The following is a 14,675-nucleotide window of genomic DNA, read 5'->3' as shown; positions in this document are numbered from 1 at the left end:
GATGAAAAAAACAATCCTATTGTCTTTTTTCGTACTGGTATTACGTTTTATAGCAACTGCGGAAGCTGTCACACATCTTGATCATTTATCATACAACTTTCATTTTTGTGACTTTACACCGGGCTAAATACTGAAACAGCCGACTACGGTTCATGCCCAACCCGATGCAGGTGCTTATATTATTGTTAGCATTCAGAATTAATCGCAGAAAGGTTAATAATATATTCCACGAATTAAATCGTACTAAATAACACTTAATTTTTGATTGTATTTAGAGAGTCACAATAGGACTTAAGGGAAATATTCAGCGCGGCAGGAGAGCATAAAAACGAATGGCGCAGAGTGCGCCATTCGGGATGATTATTTTTTGGCGACGGTCTCTTCGCCGACCAGGCCAATCTTCAGATAGCCTGCCTGATGTAGGGTGTCCATCACCTTCATCATCGTTTCGTAATCAACCGTCTTATCAGCACGGAAGAAGACGGTGGTATCTTTCTTACCTTCCGTCAGCGTTTCTAGCGCGGAAACCATGTTGTCTTCGGTAATGGGGTCATTGCCGAGGAACATAGATTTATCCGCTTTCACCGACAGATAAACCGGTTTTTCCGGACGCGGCTGCGGCTGGCTTGAAGAAGCCGGCAGGTTGACTTTAACATCAACGGTTGCCAGCGGTGCCGCCACCATGAAGATAATCAGCAGTACCAACATAACGTCGATAAACGGCGTTACGTTGATGTCATGCATTTCGCCGGTATCGTCCAGATTTTCATTAAGACGCATTGCCATGGGGCATTAACCTACTCGTAATTTCTGGGCGGTACGAACCGGATGCACGCCGCTGGCGCTGAGATCCAGATCGCGGCTCTGCAGCAGCAACACCTGGGCTGCAACGTCGCTGAGGCTCGCTTTAAAGCCGCCGATAAGACGCGCGAAGACGTTATAGATAACCACGGCAGGAATTGCAGCGAACAGACCAATTGCGGTCGCCAGCAGCGCTTCTGCAATACCCGGGGCCACGACCGCCAGGTTGGTGGTTTGCGTCTGGGCAATACCGATGAAGCTGTTCATGATGCCCCATACGGTACCAAACAGACCCACGAATGGAGAAATAGCACCGATGGTCGCGAGGAAGCCATTACCACGGCCCATGTGACGCCCAACCGCCGCCACGCGACGCTCAAGACGGAAACCGGTACGTTCTTTAATGCCTTCGTTATCTTCCGAACCCGCAGAGAGCTCCAGCTCGTTCTGCGCTTCGTTGATTAATTGGCTGCTCAGGCTGCGGGCATCAAATGCCGTTGCCACTTCACTCGCCTGGTTAAGAGAACGAACGTCCCCTAACAGTTTTTGTTCGCGCTTGAGGCGGCGCTTATGGGAGAGAAGCTCTGCACCCTTGCTGAAGAAGATGGCCCAGGTGACGACGGATGCCAAAATCAGGCCGATCATGACCACTTTAACCACGATGTCGGCATGATGATACATACCCCAAACGGAGAGATCCGCCTGCATCAAATTATTACCCACTGTGTATCTCCAGGACATAAATCACAAAATCTGAGCACAATAATATCAAAAAAACGTCGAATTGATAGTAGTTCTCATTAGTATTTGCATATTGACCTAAATCACACTTATTTTCCTTGCGCTTACGCAGTAAAAAAGTTTTCTCCGCCGGATACGGCAAAATTTTCTGCTGTATGTGCATGAAACGCTATACCCTGCTGACAATCGTGATAGTTTAGACGTCCAGACGTATAAAAACAGGTAAAACAGACATGGCAGATAAGCACCTCGATACCGCGCTGGTTAACGCCGGACGCAGTAAAAAATATACCCAGGGTTCGGTCAACAGCGTGATTCAGCGGGCTTCTTCGCTGGTCTTTGAAACGGTAGCCGCCAAGAAACACGCCACCCATAACCGCGCCAACGGCGAGCTGTTTTATGGCCGTCGCGGTACGCTCACCCATTTCTCGCTACAGGAAGCGATGTGTGAACTGGAAGGCGGTGCGGGCTGCGCCCTTTTCCCGTGCGGTGCGGCGGCTGTCGCCAATACCATTCTGGCGTTCGTCGAACAGGGCGATCACGTGCTGATGACCAACACCGCCTATGAGCCGAGCCAGGATTTCTGCACTAAAATTCTGGCCAAACTCGGCGTCGCCACCAGCTGGTTCGATCCGCTGATTGGCGAAGAGATTGCCACCCTCATCCAGCCCAATACCAAAGTGGTGTTCCTTGAGTCTCCGGGCTCCATCACCATGGAAGTCCATGACGTTCCGGCAATCGTTGCCGCCGTACGTCGCGTCGCCCCCGACGCTATCATCATGATCGATAACACCTGGGCGGCAGGCATCCTGTTCAAAGCGCTGGATTTCGGCATTGATATTTCGATTCAGGCGGGCACTAAATACCTGATCGGCCACTCCGACGCGATGGTCGGCACGGCGGTCTCTAACGAACGCTGCTGGCCGCAGCTACGCGAAAATGCCTATCTGATGGGCCAAATGCTCGACGCCGATACCGCCTACATGACCAGCCGCGGCCTGCGTACGCTGGGAGTACGTTTACGTCAGCACCATGAAAGCAGCCTGAAAGTCGCCGAATGGCTGGCGCAGCAGCCGCAGGTCGAGCGCGTCAACCATCCTGCACTCCCGGGTAGTAAAGGACATGAATTCTGGAAGCGTGATTTTACCGGCAGCAGCGGCCTGTTTTCTTTCGTGTTGAAAAAGCATCTGACCCACGATGAACTGGCAAACTACCTCGATAATTTCTCGCTTTTCAGCATGGCATATTCATGGGGTGGATTTGAGTCGCTGATTCTGGCGAATCAGCCGGAGGAACTTGCCAGCATTCGCCCTGACGGCAAAATCGACTTCAGCGGCACGTTAATTCGCGTCCATATCGGTTTAGAAAACGTTGACGATCTGATTGACGATTTAGCGGCAGGATTTTCCCGCATCGTGTAACATAGCCACCGCCCGACGGCGTAAGGTGTCGGGCAGGTTAACTTATTTTTTGGGCGCTCCGAGTGGCGCCTCAACGATGTTGAGAGCAGTCGTCTCCCGAATCGATACACCCACATCGGGCGTAAACAAATTACGCGTTGTTGTCAGAAAATCGGAACAACGCCGCTTCATTTGTTGCGTACGCGATCAAGGTGTTCTTAATCATTCGGGCGTACAATGTGTGAAAACGCTGTTCCACAGGAATGTTCATGGTCGTTATTCAAGAGATTGTCGCCGCGCTTTGGCAGCACGATTTTGCTGCTCTGGCGAATCCGCACGTCGTGGGGATCGTTTACCTGGTCATGTTTGCCACTCTGTTTCTGGAAAATGGCCTGCTTCCTGCCTCATTCTTACCCGGCGATAGCCTGCTGCTATTGGCGGGGGCACTCATTGCTAAGGGCGTGATGGGTTACGTGCCTACTCTGGTTATCCTGACGACTGCCGCCAGCCTCGGCTGCTGGTTAAGCTATATTCAGGGGCGCTGGCTGGGCAACACTCGCGTGGTGAAAGGCTGGCTGTCGCAACTGCCGGATAAATATCATCAGCGTGCAACCTGCATGTTTGACCGCCATGGTCTGCTGGCCCTGCTGGCCGGGCGCTTCCTGGCGTTTGTGCGTACCCTGCTGCCAACAATGGCGGGTATTTCCGGCTTACCTAACCGCCGTTTCCAGCTGTTTAACTGGCTGAGCGCGCTGCTGTGGGTTGGCGTGGTGACTAGCCTCGGCTATGCCCTGAGCATGATCCCCTTCGTCAAACGCCATGAAGATCAGGTCATGACCTTCCTGATGATTCTGCCAATATTCCTGCTGGTTGCCGGCCTTTTGGGTACGGTCATTGTGGTGATTAAGAAGAAGTACTGCGACGCCTGATTGGCGTATTCACCTGGGCGCTTTTACCGCGCGCATCTTGTGAATTATCTGAAACCCGGCAAATACCTAACATCGTTAGTTTAAGATTGAGATACCCGGGGCGACCGCCGGGTTTGGCGTCCCTCCGGGAACCAATTCCCGGCGTTTCCCCTAATCGCTTTGCTTAAGTGAACAGTGTTAGGTCTTTGCCGGGTTTGCTGTTTCTACATTCCGCGCAAACGCGCCGCATCTTCTCCCGGCGTGATGCCGAAGTAACGCTTAAACTCCCGGCTAAACTGCGACGCGCTCTCGTATCCCACCTGCATTGCCGCCGCGCTGGCCTTCAGTCCGTCATGCACCATCATCATTCTGGCTTTATGCAGGCGATAGGCTTTCAGATATTGCAGCGGTGAGGTGCTGGTGACAGATTTAAAATTATGGTGGAACGCCGACAGGCTCATATTCGCCTCCGCCGCCAGTTGGTCCACGCTTAGGGTTTCGGTGTACTGACTCTCAATGCGTTTGAGGACCCGGCTAATCTGGCTGAAATGGGTTTGACGACTAACCAGCGCCATCAGGGCACCGCCGCGCGGCCCAAGCAGCACGTGGTAGAGCATTTCGCGGATAATCTGTTTACCCAGGATACGCGCGTCCAGCGGTCGCTCCATCACATCAAGCAGGCGCTCTGCGGCGCAGAGAATTTCATCCGACAAGGTGGCGGAGTTTATCCCGCTTTCCGCCATCGCCGGACGAAACAGCGCATCCTCGCCAATATCCATTAGCAGTTCCTGCAACTGTAAAATATCGACGTCGAGGCGAAAACCCGCCAGAGGTGAGTCTTCGGTCGCAAAAGTTTCACATTCGAAGGGTAAAGGTACAGTCAGCAACAGGTATTCGTTGGCATCGTAACGAAAGGTGCGCTCATTGATATAACCGATTTTATAACCGGAAAAGAGAAACACGATGCCCGGCCGGTACATCACCGGCGTGCGCCCGTTCGGTTGAGTACCGTAGATCAGCTGAATATCAGGCAGCACGGCACGTAGATATTGTTCTTTATTTTTCAGCTGCTTAGTTTTTTCTGTCAGCAGCGCACAGATCTCTTCACGGTTCATCAATGGACGCTCCAGATACCTTTTCCGACGCAATCATTGTGGCCATGATTAATGCATTTCTCCAGCCTTATGGAGAAATGGGCAAGACAATCGCAGAAATGTGCATTGAGAGCTTTGCCGGTGAAGACCACAATGATGTCATTCGGCAGCGATCTTCGCCGCCTTGTTTTTCCACCTCTCAAGAAGGGAACGAGCAATGTTTAATTTCGATCTTCACACCCCGACCCGCATTCTGTTCGGTAAAGGCGCTATTGAAAATCTGCGCGCTCAGATCCCAGCTGACGCTCGCGTACTGGTGACTTACGGCGGCGGCAGCGTGAAAAAAACCGGCGTACTGGACCAGGTTCTGAACGCGCTGAAAGGTCTGGACGTGCTGGAATTCGGCGGTATTGAGCCAAACCCATCTTATGAAACCCTGATGAACGCGGTGAAAATTGCCCGCGAACAGAAAGTCACCTTCCTGCTGGCCGTTGGCGGCGGTTCCGTGCTGGATGGCACTAAATTTATTGCAGCAGCAGCCCACTACGATATCAACGTTGATCCTTGGGAAATTCTGGAAACCTACGGCAGCAACGTCACCAGCGCGATTCCGATGGGCTCCGTGCTGACTCTGCCTGCGACCGGTTCCGAATCCAACAAAGGCGCTGTCGTTTCGCGTAAAACCACCGGCGATAAACGCGCCTTTATGTCTGCACACGTGCAGCCCGTGTTTGCCATTCTCGACCCGGTTTACACCTACACCCTGCCGCCACGCCAGGTGGCTAACGGTGTCGTTGATGCCTTCGTGCACACCGTAGAGCAGTATGTGACCTACCCGGTTGACGGTAAAATTCAGGATCGCTTCGCAGAAGGCATTCTGCTGACGCTTATCGAAGACGGCCCGAAAGCGCTGAAAGAACCGGAAAACTACGCCGTACGTGCCAACATCATGTGGGCCGCTACTCAGGCGCTGAACGGTCTGATTGGGGCTGGCGTACCGCAGGACTGGGCCACCCATATGCTGGGCCACGAACTGACGGCAATGCACGGTCTGGACCACGCACAGACGCTGGCAATCGTTCTGCCATCCCTGTGGAATGAAAAACGCGACACCAAGCGTGCAAAACTGCTGCAGTACGCCGAACGCGTGTGGAACATTACCGAAGGCTCTGACGATGTGCGTATCGATGCAGCTATCGCCGCGACCCGCAGCTTCTTCGAACAGATGGGCGTACCAACCCGCTTCTCCGACTACGGTCTGGACGGCAGCTCCATCCCGGCGCTGTTGAAAAAACTCGAAGAACACGGCATGACCAAACTGGGTGAAAATCAGGATATTACCCTGGACGTGAGCCGCCGCATTTACGAAGCAGCCCGTTAATCCTTTCCCACTGAATACCGGCGTCAACACGGTTTTCCCCGGCCACGAGCTCAACAAAGCGGCTGGGGAAAACTGGCGCAGATAACGCATCGGCAGTTTGCAAAACGGCAAGTTTAACTTTCGTTTTTGCGTTTATAGACCAGACTTGATCCTACAAACCTTACCAGGGCATGCCCTGATAAGCTGTAAAAAAGGAGAAATGCATGACACATCCAACCGTGATTAAACTGCACGATGGCAATGTAATGCCGCAGTTGGGCCTGGGCGTATGGCAAGCCAGCAACGAAGAGGTTGTCGCCGCGATCCATAAGGCTATCGAGGTCGGCTATCGGTCTATTGATACCGCCGCCGCGTACAAAAACGAGTCGGGAGTCGGTAAAGCTATCAGCAGCGCAGGTGTGCCTCGCGAAGATCTGTTCATCACCTCTAAGCTTTGGAATGACGCGCATCAGCACCCGGCGCAAGCGCTGCAGGAAAGTCTGGAACACCTCCAGCTCGATTATCTCGATTTATATCTGATCCACTGGCCGGTTCCGGCGATTGACCATTATGTCGAGGCCTGGAAAGGACTCATTGAGCTGCAAAAACAGGGGCTGGTGAAGAGTATCGGCGTCTGTAACTTCCAGGTTCCCCACCTGCAACGGCTGATTGATGAGACCGGTATCGCGCCGGTGATTAACCAGATTGAACTCCACCCGCTGATGCAACAACGCCAGCTCAATACCTGGAATGCGATGCATAAAATCCAGACCGAATCCTGGAGCCCTCTGGCTCAGGGTGGCGCAGGCGTGTTCGATCAGAAAATCATCCATCAATTAGCGGATAAATACGGCAAAACCCCGGCGCAGATCGTCATTCGCTGGCACCTGGACAGTGGTCTGGTGGTGATCCCGAAATCGGTGACGCCATCGCGTATCGTTGAGAACTTCAACGTCTGGGATTTCCGTCTGGATAAAGAGGAATTGAGTGCAATCACCAAGCTGGACCAGAGCAAGCGTCTGGGGCCAGACCCGGATCAGTTCGGCGGGTAATCCTTCCTGCTCCGCCAGATTCTGGCGGAGCATTTCACCTTCACCCCGAAGCGGTAAGAAAACCTCTCCGGGGCCAGCACCCGCTTAGCGCGATGCCGGTTTAGGGCGTTTTTTCCCTTTGTTATCCGCAGGCGTCTGGCGTTGATGCGCCACCGGCGTGTGCTTGGTCAGCGCCGGGCGAGTATTGCGGTTTTGACGACGCGCTTCGCGCATTTCGTCAATAGTCGGCGCCGGTACCAGACAGTCTCGACGGCTGCCGATCAGGTGCTTTTTACCCATCGTTTCCAGCGCCTGACGGATCAGCGGCCAGTTAGCCGGATCGTGATAACGCAGCAGCGCTTTATGCAGACGACGCTGCTTGTCGCCCTTAGGAATCACCACATCTTCACTCTTATAACCAATCTTACCCAGCGGGTTCTTACCGGTGTAATACATGGTGGTCGAGTTGGCCAGCGGCGACGGATAGAAGTTCTGCACCTGATCGAGGCGGAAACGACGCTGTTTCAGCCACAGCGCTAAATTCACCATGTCTTCATCACGTGTGCCTGGGTGCGCCGAGATAAAGTACGGGATCAAATACTGCTCTTTACCCGCCTGTTTTGAGTAGGTATCAAACAGCTCTTTAAAGCGGTCATAGGTGCCCATGCCCGGCTTCATCATCTTCGACAGCGGCCCTTCTTCGGTATGCTCCGGCGCAATCTTCAGGTAGCCGCCCACGTGGTGGGTCGCCAGCTCTTTGATATAGCGCGGATCTTCAACCGCAATGTCATAACGCACGCCGGAAGCAATGAGGATTTTCTTGATGCCTTTAAGCTCGCGGGCACGACGATAAAGATTAATCGTCGGTTCGTGGTTGGTATCCATATGTGGGCAGATGTCCGGATACACGCACGACAGGCGACGACAGGTCTGCTCCGCGCGCGGGGACTTACAGCGCAACATATACATGTTGGCCGTCGGGCCGCCGAGGTCAGAGATAATCCCGGTAAAGCCGGGAACCGTGTCGCGAATAGCTTCGATTTCATTAACAATCGAATCTTCCGAACGGCTCTGAATAATACGCCCTTCGTGCTCGGTGATAGAACAGAACGAACAGCCGCCGAAGCAACCGCGCATGATGTTAATCGAGAAGCGAATCATATCGTACGCCGGGATACGGGCATCGCCGTATGACGGGTGCGGAATACGCTGATACGGCAGCGCGAATACGCTGTCCATCTCTTCGGTCGACAGCGGGATAGCCGGTGGGTTAACCCAAATATAGCGTTCACCGTGTTTTTGCATCAGCGCACGGGCGCAGCCCGGGTTGGTTTCATGATGCAAAATACGTGAAGCGTGAGCGTAGAGAACTTTGTCGCCTTTCACCTTCTCGAAAGACGGCAGCAGAACGTAGGTTTTTTCCCATGGCTTCGGACGCGGCGGCTGTACGGTGACGCGCTTAGCTTCCTGCTTTGGCGGTGCCACGGTTTTGTTATCGGCACACGGCAGGTCTTCACCATACGGATGCGGAATCGGGTCGATTTTGCCCGGGGTGTCGAGGCGCGTGGAGTCGACACCGCTCCAGCCCGGTAGCGCTTCTTTCACCATGATAGCGGTGTTACGCACATCGCGAATTTGGGCGATAGGCTCACCGGCAGCCAGACGGTGTGCGACTTCGACCAGCGGGCGCTCGCCGTTGCCGAACATCAGCATGTCGGCTTTAGAGTCGACCAGCACAGAGCGGCGTACGGTATCAGACCAGTAGTCGTAATGCGCGGTGCGGCGCAGGCTTGCTTCAATGCCGCCAAGAATGACCGGCACATCTTTCCACGCTTCTTTACAGCGCTGGGTATACACCAGCGTCGCGCGGTCCGGGCGTTTCCCGGCGACGTTACCCGCCGTGTAGGCATCGTCATGGCGCAGCTTGCGGTCTGCGGTGTAGCGGTTAATCATCGAGTCCATGTTGCCAGCGGTCACGCCGAAGAACAGGTTTGGTTTGCCCAGACGCATAAAGTCGTCTTTGCTGTTCCAGTCCGGCTGGGCGATGATCCCCACGCGGAAACCCTGAGCTTCCAGCATTCGGCCGCAAATCGCCATCCCAAAGCTCGGGTGGTCGACGTAGGCATCGCCGGTTACCAGAATAATGTCGCAGCTATCCCAGCCGAGTTGATCCATCTCTTCACGTGACATCGGCAAAAATGGAGCCGGCCCAAAGCAGGCGGCCCAGTACTGCGGCCAGGAGAAAAGGTCGCGATCCGGTTGGATCAGGGAGATAGCGCTCATTATGCTTCCAAAAAAATGGTAAAAAAATAATCAAAGGCCGGGGATTATAAGCCCGAATGGCCTATGAATGAAGTGGGATTATTGATGAAGTCATAACCCCGGCATCGCGACGCGCTACCGGGGTTATCGATATGAGGCGATTTACCGGCAGGCCATGAACGCAGCCGCCGGGATTTTATTTAATTACGGCGCGGGGTTAACCAGAATTTGACCAATAGAGCCACGGTCCGCCAGTTCCAGCGTCTGGCTGGAATACTGGAACGGGAAGTGCGGCCATGACGGCTGCGCGTAATACACCAGCAGCTCCACCTGACCATCAACCCATACGGTGTCTTTCCAGCCCCGGTCTTCCGGCATTGGCGTCGCACCGTTGACGTTACGAACCTGGAACGTCACTCCTTCAATATGGAATGACTGCGGCGCGTCGGCGCGAACGGTCCAGCGCTCCCACGTCCCTTGTTGGGCCGTGATATCAATACGTTGTGGATCCCAGCGCTGACCGTTAATCCCCGGATCGTCACCCAACAGAATATCGCGGCTGCGAATCGGGGTACCACTAAGCACGTCCGTCGGCAGTATGCGCATCGGTAAGTTATCGGTCACTAACGGTAACAGGCCCGTAGGACGTAGGGTCAGTACCAGCGTAGAGATCAAAATACTCGACGGCTCAAAGAAGCCGCGGATACGCTCCATAATGCTGGCTGACTCGCCACAGGTGATCGACACTTCATCGCCGTTGGTCATATCCACCAGGATTTCCCGGCGCTCGCCCGGCGCCAGCGAAATCTGCTTGGCTGAAACCGGAGCGGGCAAGAAGCCCTGATCGCTGGAGATCACGTGCAACGGGCGACCGTCGCTCATCTGCAGTAAATAACGACGCGAGTTGGAGGCGTTGAGCAGACGCAGACGGACCCAGCCGCGTGATACTTCGACATAGGGACTCTGTACGCCATTCACCAGCAGCGTATCGCCAACAAAGCCGCCGCTGCCCGGTTCGTCGTACACCGGCGTACCAAAGTTATCCAGACGCTTATCTTGAATGATGATCGGGAAGTCATCTACACCGTAGTGATTCGGGAAAGGTAAGGACTTACTAACTTCATCTTCCACCAGCCACATGCCCGCCAGGCCGTTGTAAACCTGCTGTGCCGTATGGTTTGGCGTATTGGCCTGATACCACAGGGTTGCCGCGTTTTGACGAATCGGCAGCACCGGAGCCCAATCAGCGTTCGGCGTCATCATACGCGCAGCACCGCCAATCAGCGGGCCTGGAACCTGCAGGCCGCGAACGGTCATGGCGACATTTTCAGTCAGTCGGTTGCTGTAGATGAGCTTAACATCATCGCCTTTCCAGACGCGGATCGTCGGCCCAAGATAACGGCCATTGATGCCCCAGACGTTCGCGCGGGTGCCTTCAGCAAAGGACCAATGCGTACGCTGCATCGTTAAGAAAAGGGGTTGTCCGCGGCGGGACTCCAACAGCGGTGGAACCGGCAATGGGAGTTGCTTTCCTGCGGCCTGCGCTCTCAGCGGCACGGCGCCCGCACAAAGCGCAACGCCCGAAGCCTGAATAAACTGACGCCGACTGAGTGACATATAAGCTCCATCAAAACTGACAAATCAAAAATGGGAAATCAATTTCCCAACAGCAAAACGACACACGATGCGGGCGATAGCCCGCATCACAATGCAATATTACACTTTACCGGCAGACTCACGCTGAGCGACTTCACGATCCAGCTCGTCAATTTTTGCCTTCATCACTTCACGACAATGTTTCGCCAAATCACGCACCTGGTCTTTATTCCACGCGCTGGTATCGATTGGCGGCAGCATTTCCACGATCACTAAACCGTTATTCCAGCGGTTGAGATTAATCTTGTTCGACGTATTTGAAACGCAGACCGGAATAATCGGTACGCCTGCCGCAAGCGCCGCATGAAACGCGCCGGTTTTAAACGGTAACAGACCGCGACCACGGCTGCGGGTCCCTTCCGGGAACATCCAGAAAGAGATTTTGCGTTTATTGAACGAATTCACCACTTCCGCAATGGTGCTGTGAGCAGCGGCACGGTTATTACGATCAATGAGCAGGTTGCCCGTCAGCCAGTAAATCTGACCAAAGAACGGGATCCACACCAGACTCTTTTTACCAACGGTTACGGTTGGCGGCTGCACGATGTTCGCGGCCGTCACCATATCGTAGTTATTCTGGTGGTTGGCGATATAGATAGCGTTGCCATAGCTCTCAGCATCAGCAGGCTTGCGGGTCTCGACCTTTAAGCCAAAAACTGGCGCCATACGACCAAACATGCGACCAAAAGTGGAGACATGTTTTGGATTGCGCGGGCTGAACAGGCAGTAGATACAGCCAAAGATGCATACCAGGATGCAATAAATGACAACAATAATGACACGTAAAATTAATAGCATAGCGTCCTCTGAACCCTGAACCGCTTAGAATTATACCCGTCAGATTGAATGATGGCGTGCGCAATACGCACCAGCACCACAGACAACTCACGGGGCATATAAACACATTATCTTTCAAGCCACTCGCCCCTTTGGGACCCGCGCTAGCACGGCACAAAACGCGAACGCGTTGCGTGATGCCTCTTGGATGATGATGTGTATAGATCGGACAAGGCTTTGTTACTTGCAGACCCCTGCAAAAGGGTATTGTTAATCGCAACGGCTGAATTAACAACGATTTTATGTATTCCGTAATGTCCCCCGCCTGACGACGGGGGAATAAGATTACTCTTCGCTGTCGCCCGCCGAAGCGCGCTGCGGCGAATCAATCTCTACGCGGTCAATTTTCTGCAGACCGCGCATCAACGTACCGCGACGACCGCGCTCACCGGTGACTTTCTGCAGCTCTTCCGGACGCAGTTTGATTTTACGTTTACCCACGTGGAAGGTCAGCGTACTTTGCGGCGGCAGAATGTAGAGATGCGCCAGACTATCAACGCCGCTCGCCGCTTCCGCTGACGGGATGTTGATAATCTTGTTGCCTTTGCCTTTCGACAGCTGCGGCAGATCGCTTAGCGGGAACATCAGCATACGACCTGCGCTGGTAATAGCCAGCAGCATATCCGACTCATCTTCCACCACCAGCGGCGGCATAACGTGCGCATTTTCCGGCAGCGAAATCAGCGCCTTACCTGCACGGTTACGAGCCACCAAATCGTTGAAGGTGCACAGGAAACCGTAACCAGCATCGGAAGCCATCAGCAGTTTCCGATCGTCGTTTTCCATCAGCATATGCTCAACAGTGGCACCCGGCGGCAGCGTCAGCTTGCCGGTTAACGGTTCGCCCTGCCCGCGCGCGGACGGTAGCGTAATCGGATCGATGGCGTAGCTACGCCCGGTGGTATCGACAAACACCACCGGTTGATTGCTCTTACCTTTCACCGAGGCTTTCCAGCTATCGCCGGATTTATAGCTGAGCCCCTGCGCATCAATATCATGGCCTTTGGCGCTACGCACCCAGCCCATCTGCGACAAAACGATAGTGACAGGTTCAGATGGCAGCATGTCATGGTCGCTCATGGCCTTCGCTTCTTCGCGCTCGCGCAGCGGAGAACGGCGGTCATCGCCAAAGGCGTCGGAGTCGGCCTGCAGCTCTTTCTTCAGCAGGTTGCTCATCTTGCGCTCAGACGCGAGGATGGCCTGCAGCTGATCGCGCTCTTTCGCCAAATCATCTTGCTCACCGCGGATCTTCACCTCTTCCAGCTTGGCGAGATGGCGCAGTTTCAGCTCAAGAATCGCTTCCGCCTGGGTTTCGCTGATACCAAAGCGCGACATCAGCGCAGGCTTCGGTTCATCTTCCGTACGGATTATCTCAATCACTTCATCAATGTTGAGGAAGGCCACCAGCAAACCTTCGAGGATATGCAGGCGCTTAAGCACTTTTTCCAGACGGTAGTTCAGGCGACGACGTACGGTATCACGACGGAATGCCAGCCATTCGGTGAGGATCTCCAGCAGGTTTTTCACCGCCGGACGCCCATCGAGGCCAATCATGTTGAGGTTGATACGGTAGCTTTTTTCCAGGTCGGTGGTGACGAACAGGTGATTCATCACCGGCTCCATATCCACACGGTTGGAGCGCGGCACAATCACCAGACGCGTCGGGTTTTCGTGGTCAGACTCATCGCGCAGGTCATCAACCATCGGCAGCTTTTTATTGCGCATCTGGGCTGCAATCTGCTCCAGCACTTTTGCGCCGGAAACCTGATGCGGCAGCGCGGTAATCACCACCGCACCGTCTTCTTTGTGCCACACAGCGCGCATACGCACGGAACCGCGACCGTTCTGGTAGATTTTGCGGATTTCCGAGCGAGGGGTAATGATTTCCGCTTCCGTCGGGTAATCCGGCCCCTGCACGATATCCAGCACTTCATCGAGCGTAGTCTGCGGTTTTTCAATTAAGGTGATTGCCGCTTTAGCCACTTCACGCAGGTTGTGCGGCGGAATATCCGTCGCCATACCGACGGCAATACCGGTGGTACCGTTCAGCAGAATATTCGGCAGACGCGCAGGCAGCATTTTCGGCTCCTGCATCGTACCATCGAAGTTCGGCGCCCAATCAGCCGTGCCTTGACCCAGTTCGCTTAACAGCAGATCAGCGTACTTAGACAAACGGGATTCGGTGTAACGCATTGCCGCGAACGATTTCGGATCGTCCGGCGCACCCCAGTTACCCTGCCCGTCAACCAACGGATAACGGTAAGAGAACGGCTGCGCCATCAACACCATCGCTTCGTAACAGGCGCTATCGCCGTGCGGATGGTACTTACCCAATACGTCACCAACGGTACGGGCGGATTTTTTAAATTTGGCACTGGCGTTAAGCCCCAGCTCCGACATCGCATAGACGATGCGACGCTGTACCGGCTTTAAGCCGTCACCGATAAACGGCAACGCCCTGTCCATGATGACGTACATGGAATAGTTTAAGTAGGCGTTTTCCGTGAATTCATGTAGCGCAAGGCGCTCTGCCATATCGCTCATTAACTGGGGATCCTCAATCTGCATGCTGACCGTACGGACGG

10 protein-coding genes and 1 pseudogene are annotated in these 14,675 nt (G+C 54.2%); 4 read left to right on the top strand and 7 right to left on the bottom strand.

Going from position 1 to position 14,675, the window contains the following annotated elements; genetic code table 11:
• Window positions 1-360 precede the first annotated feature (360 nt).
• Both exbD and exbB read right to left on the bottom strand, forming a co-directional pair.
• Complete coding sequence (gene exbD / locus ABOC97_RS06745; RefSeq protein ID WP_052281894.1) at window positions 361-786, bottom strand: TonB system transport protein ExbD; 426 nt, start codon at window positions 784-786, stop codon at window positions 361-363.
• A 6-nt stretch (window positions 787-792) separates the two neighbouring features.
• On the bottom strand, window positions 793-1,524 hold the full coding sequence (gene exbB, locus ABOC97_RS06740; protein WP_234507635.1) for a tol-pal system-associated acyl-CoA thioesterase: 732 nt from the start codon (window positions 1,522-1,524) through the stop codon (window positions 793-795).
• Window positions 1,525-1,775: 251 nt separating this feature from the next.
• Here exbB and metC point away from each other — a divergent pair, with 251 nt between their 5' ends.
• Entirely contained in the window at window positions 1,776-2,963 is a 1,188-nt protein-coding gene (metC, locus tag ABOC97_RS06735) for a cystathionine beta-lyase (protein ID WP_349595489.1), read from the top strand.
• A 248-nt stretch (window positions 2,964-3,211) separates the two neighbouring features.
• Window positions 3,212-3,871 carry a DedA family general envelope maintenance protein YghB gene (gene yghB / locus ABOC97_RS06730; protein WP_052281891.1) on the top strand — a complete coding sequence of 220 codons (660 nt, stop codon included), beginning with the start codon at window positions 3,212-3,214 and terminating at the stop codon, window positions 3,869-3,871.
• 203 nt (window positions 3,872-4,074) lie between these two features.
• Here yghB and ABOC97_RS06725 read toward each other — a convergent pair whose 3' ends face one another.
• Window positions 4,075-4,965, bottom strand: a complete 891-nt coding sequence (locus ABOC97_RS06725; RefSeq protein ID WP_349595485.1) for an AraC family transcriptional regulator — start codon at window positions 4,963-4,965, stop codon at window positions 4,075-4,077.
• A 196-nt stretch (window positions 4,966-5,161) separates the two neighbouring features.
• Here ABOC97_RS06725 and yqhD point away from each other — a divergent pair, with 196 nt between their 5' ends.
• The gene (gene yqhD / locus ABOC97_RS06720) at window positions 5,162-6,325 is read left to right on the top strand and encodes an alcohol dehydrogenase (protein WP_349595483.1); all 1,164 of its coding nucleotides are present in this window, start codon (window positions 5,162-5,164) and stop codon (window positions 6,323-6,325) included.
• Between the two features lie 203 nt (window positions 6,326-6,528).
• Entirely contained in the window at window positions 6,529-7,356 is an 828-nt protein-coding gene (gene dkgA / locus ABOC97_RS06715; RefSeq protein ID WP_349595479.1) for a 2,5-didehydrogluconate reductase DkgA, read from the top strand.
• On the opposite strand, the pseudogene ABOC97_RS06710 reads toward dkgA, so the two are convergent.
• The 4 genes and pseudogenes from ABOC97_RS06710 to parC all read right to left on the bottom strand — a co-directional run bounded on the left by ABOC97_RS06710 (window position 7,341) and on the right by parC (window position 14,634).
• A pseudogene (locus tag ABOC97_RS06710) lies at window positions 7,341-9,676 on the bottom strand (YgiQ family radical SAM protein). The gene dkgA and the pseudogene ABOC97_RS06710 overlap by 16 nt on opposite strands.
• Before the next feature lie 125 nt (window positions 9,677-9,801).
• The gene (ftsP, locus tag ABOC97_RS06705; RefSeq protein WP_349595477.1) at window positions 9,802-11,214 is read right to left on the bottom strand and encodes a cell division protein FtsP; all 1,413 of its coding nucleotides are present in this window, start codon (window positions 11,212-11,214) and stop codon (window positions 9,802-9,804) included.
• A 99-nt stretch (window positions 11,215-11,313) separates the two neighbouring features.
• Complete coding sequence (gene plsC / locus ABOC97_RS06700) at window positions 11,314-12,051, bottom strand: 1-acylglycerol-3-phosphate O-acyltransferase (protein WP_234507647.1); 738 nt, start codon at window positions 12,049-12,051, stop codon at window positions 11,314-11,316.
• Between the two features lie 324 nt (window positions 12,052-12,375).
• A complete protein-coding gene (gene parC, locus ABOC97_RS06695) occupies window positions 12,376-14,634 on the bottom strand; it encodes a DNA topoisomerase IV subunit A (protein WP_349595474.1) in 2,259 nt (752 codons plus the stop codon).
• Between the last annotated feature and the right edge of the window lie 41 nt (window positions 14,635-14,675).

The sequence above is a fragment of the Kluyvera huaxiensis genome (assembly GCF_040149365.1).
Classification (GTDB): Bacteria; Pseudomonadota; Gammaproteobacteria; order Enterobacterales; family Enterobacteriaceae; genus Kluyvera; species Kluyvera intermedia_A.
This window is presented reverse-complemented; position numbering and strand designations above follow the sequence as displayed.

Coding starts and splice junctions, on each gene's coding strand:
- exbD (WP_052281894.1), bottom strand. CDS start 786: ATGGCAATGCGTCTTAATGAAAATCTGGACGATACCGGCGAAATGCAT.
- metC (WP_349595489.1), top strand. CDS start 1,776: ATGGCAGATAAGCACCTCGATACCGCGCTGGTTAACGCCGGACGCAGT.
- yghB (WP_052281891.1), top strand. CDS start 3,212: ATGGTCGTTATTCAAGAGATTGTCGCCGCGCTTTGGCAGCACGATTTT.
- ABOC97_RS06725 (WP_349595485.1), bottom strand. CDS start 4,965: ATGAACCGTGAAGAGATCTGTGCGCTGCTGACAGAAAAAACTAAGCAG.
- yqhD (WP_349595483.1), top strand. CDS start 5,162: ATGTTTAATTTCGATCTTCACACCCCGACCCGCATTCTGTTCGGTAAA.
- dkgA (WP_349595479.1), top strand. CDS start 6,529: ATGACACATCCAACCGTGATTAAACTGCACGATGGCAATGTAATGCCG.
- ftsP (WP_349595477.1), bottom strand. CDS start 11,214: ATGTCACTCAGTCGGCGTCAGTTTATTCAGGCTTCGGGCGTTGCGCTT.
- plsC (WP_234507647.1), bottom strand. CDS start 12,051: ATGCTATTAATTTTACGTGTCATTATTGTTGTCATTTATTGCATCCTG.
- parC (WP_349595474.1), bottom strand. CDS start 14,634: ATGAGCGATATGGCAGAGCGCCTTGCGCTACATGAATTCACGGAAAAC.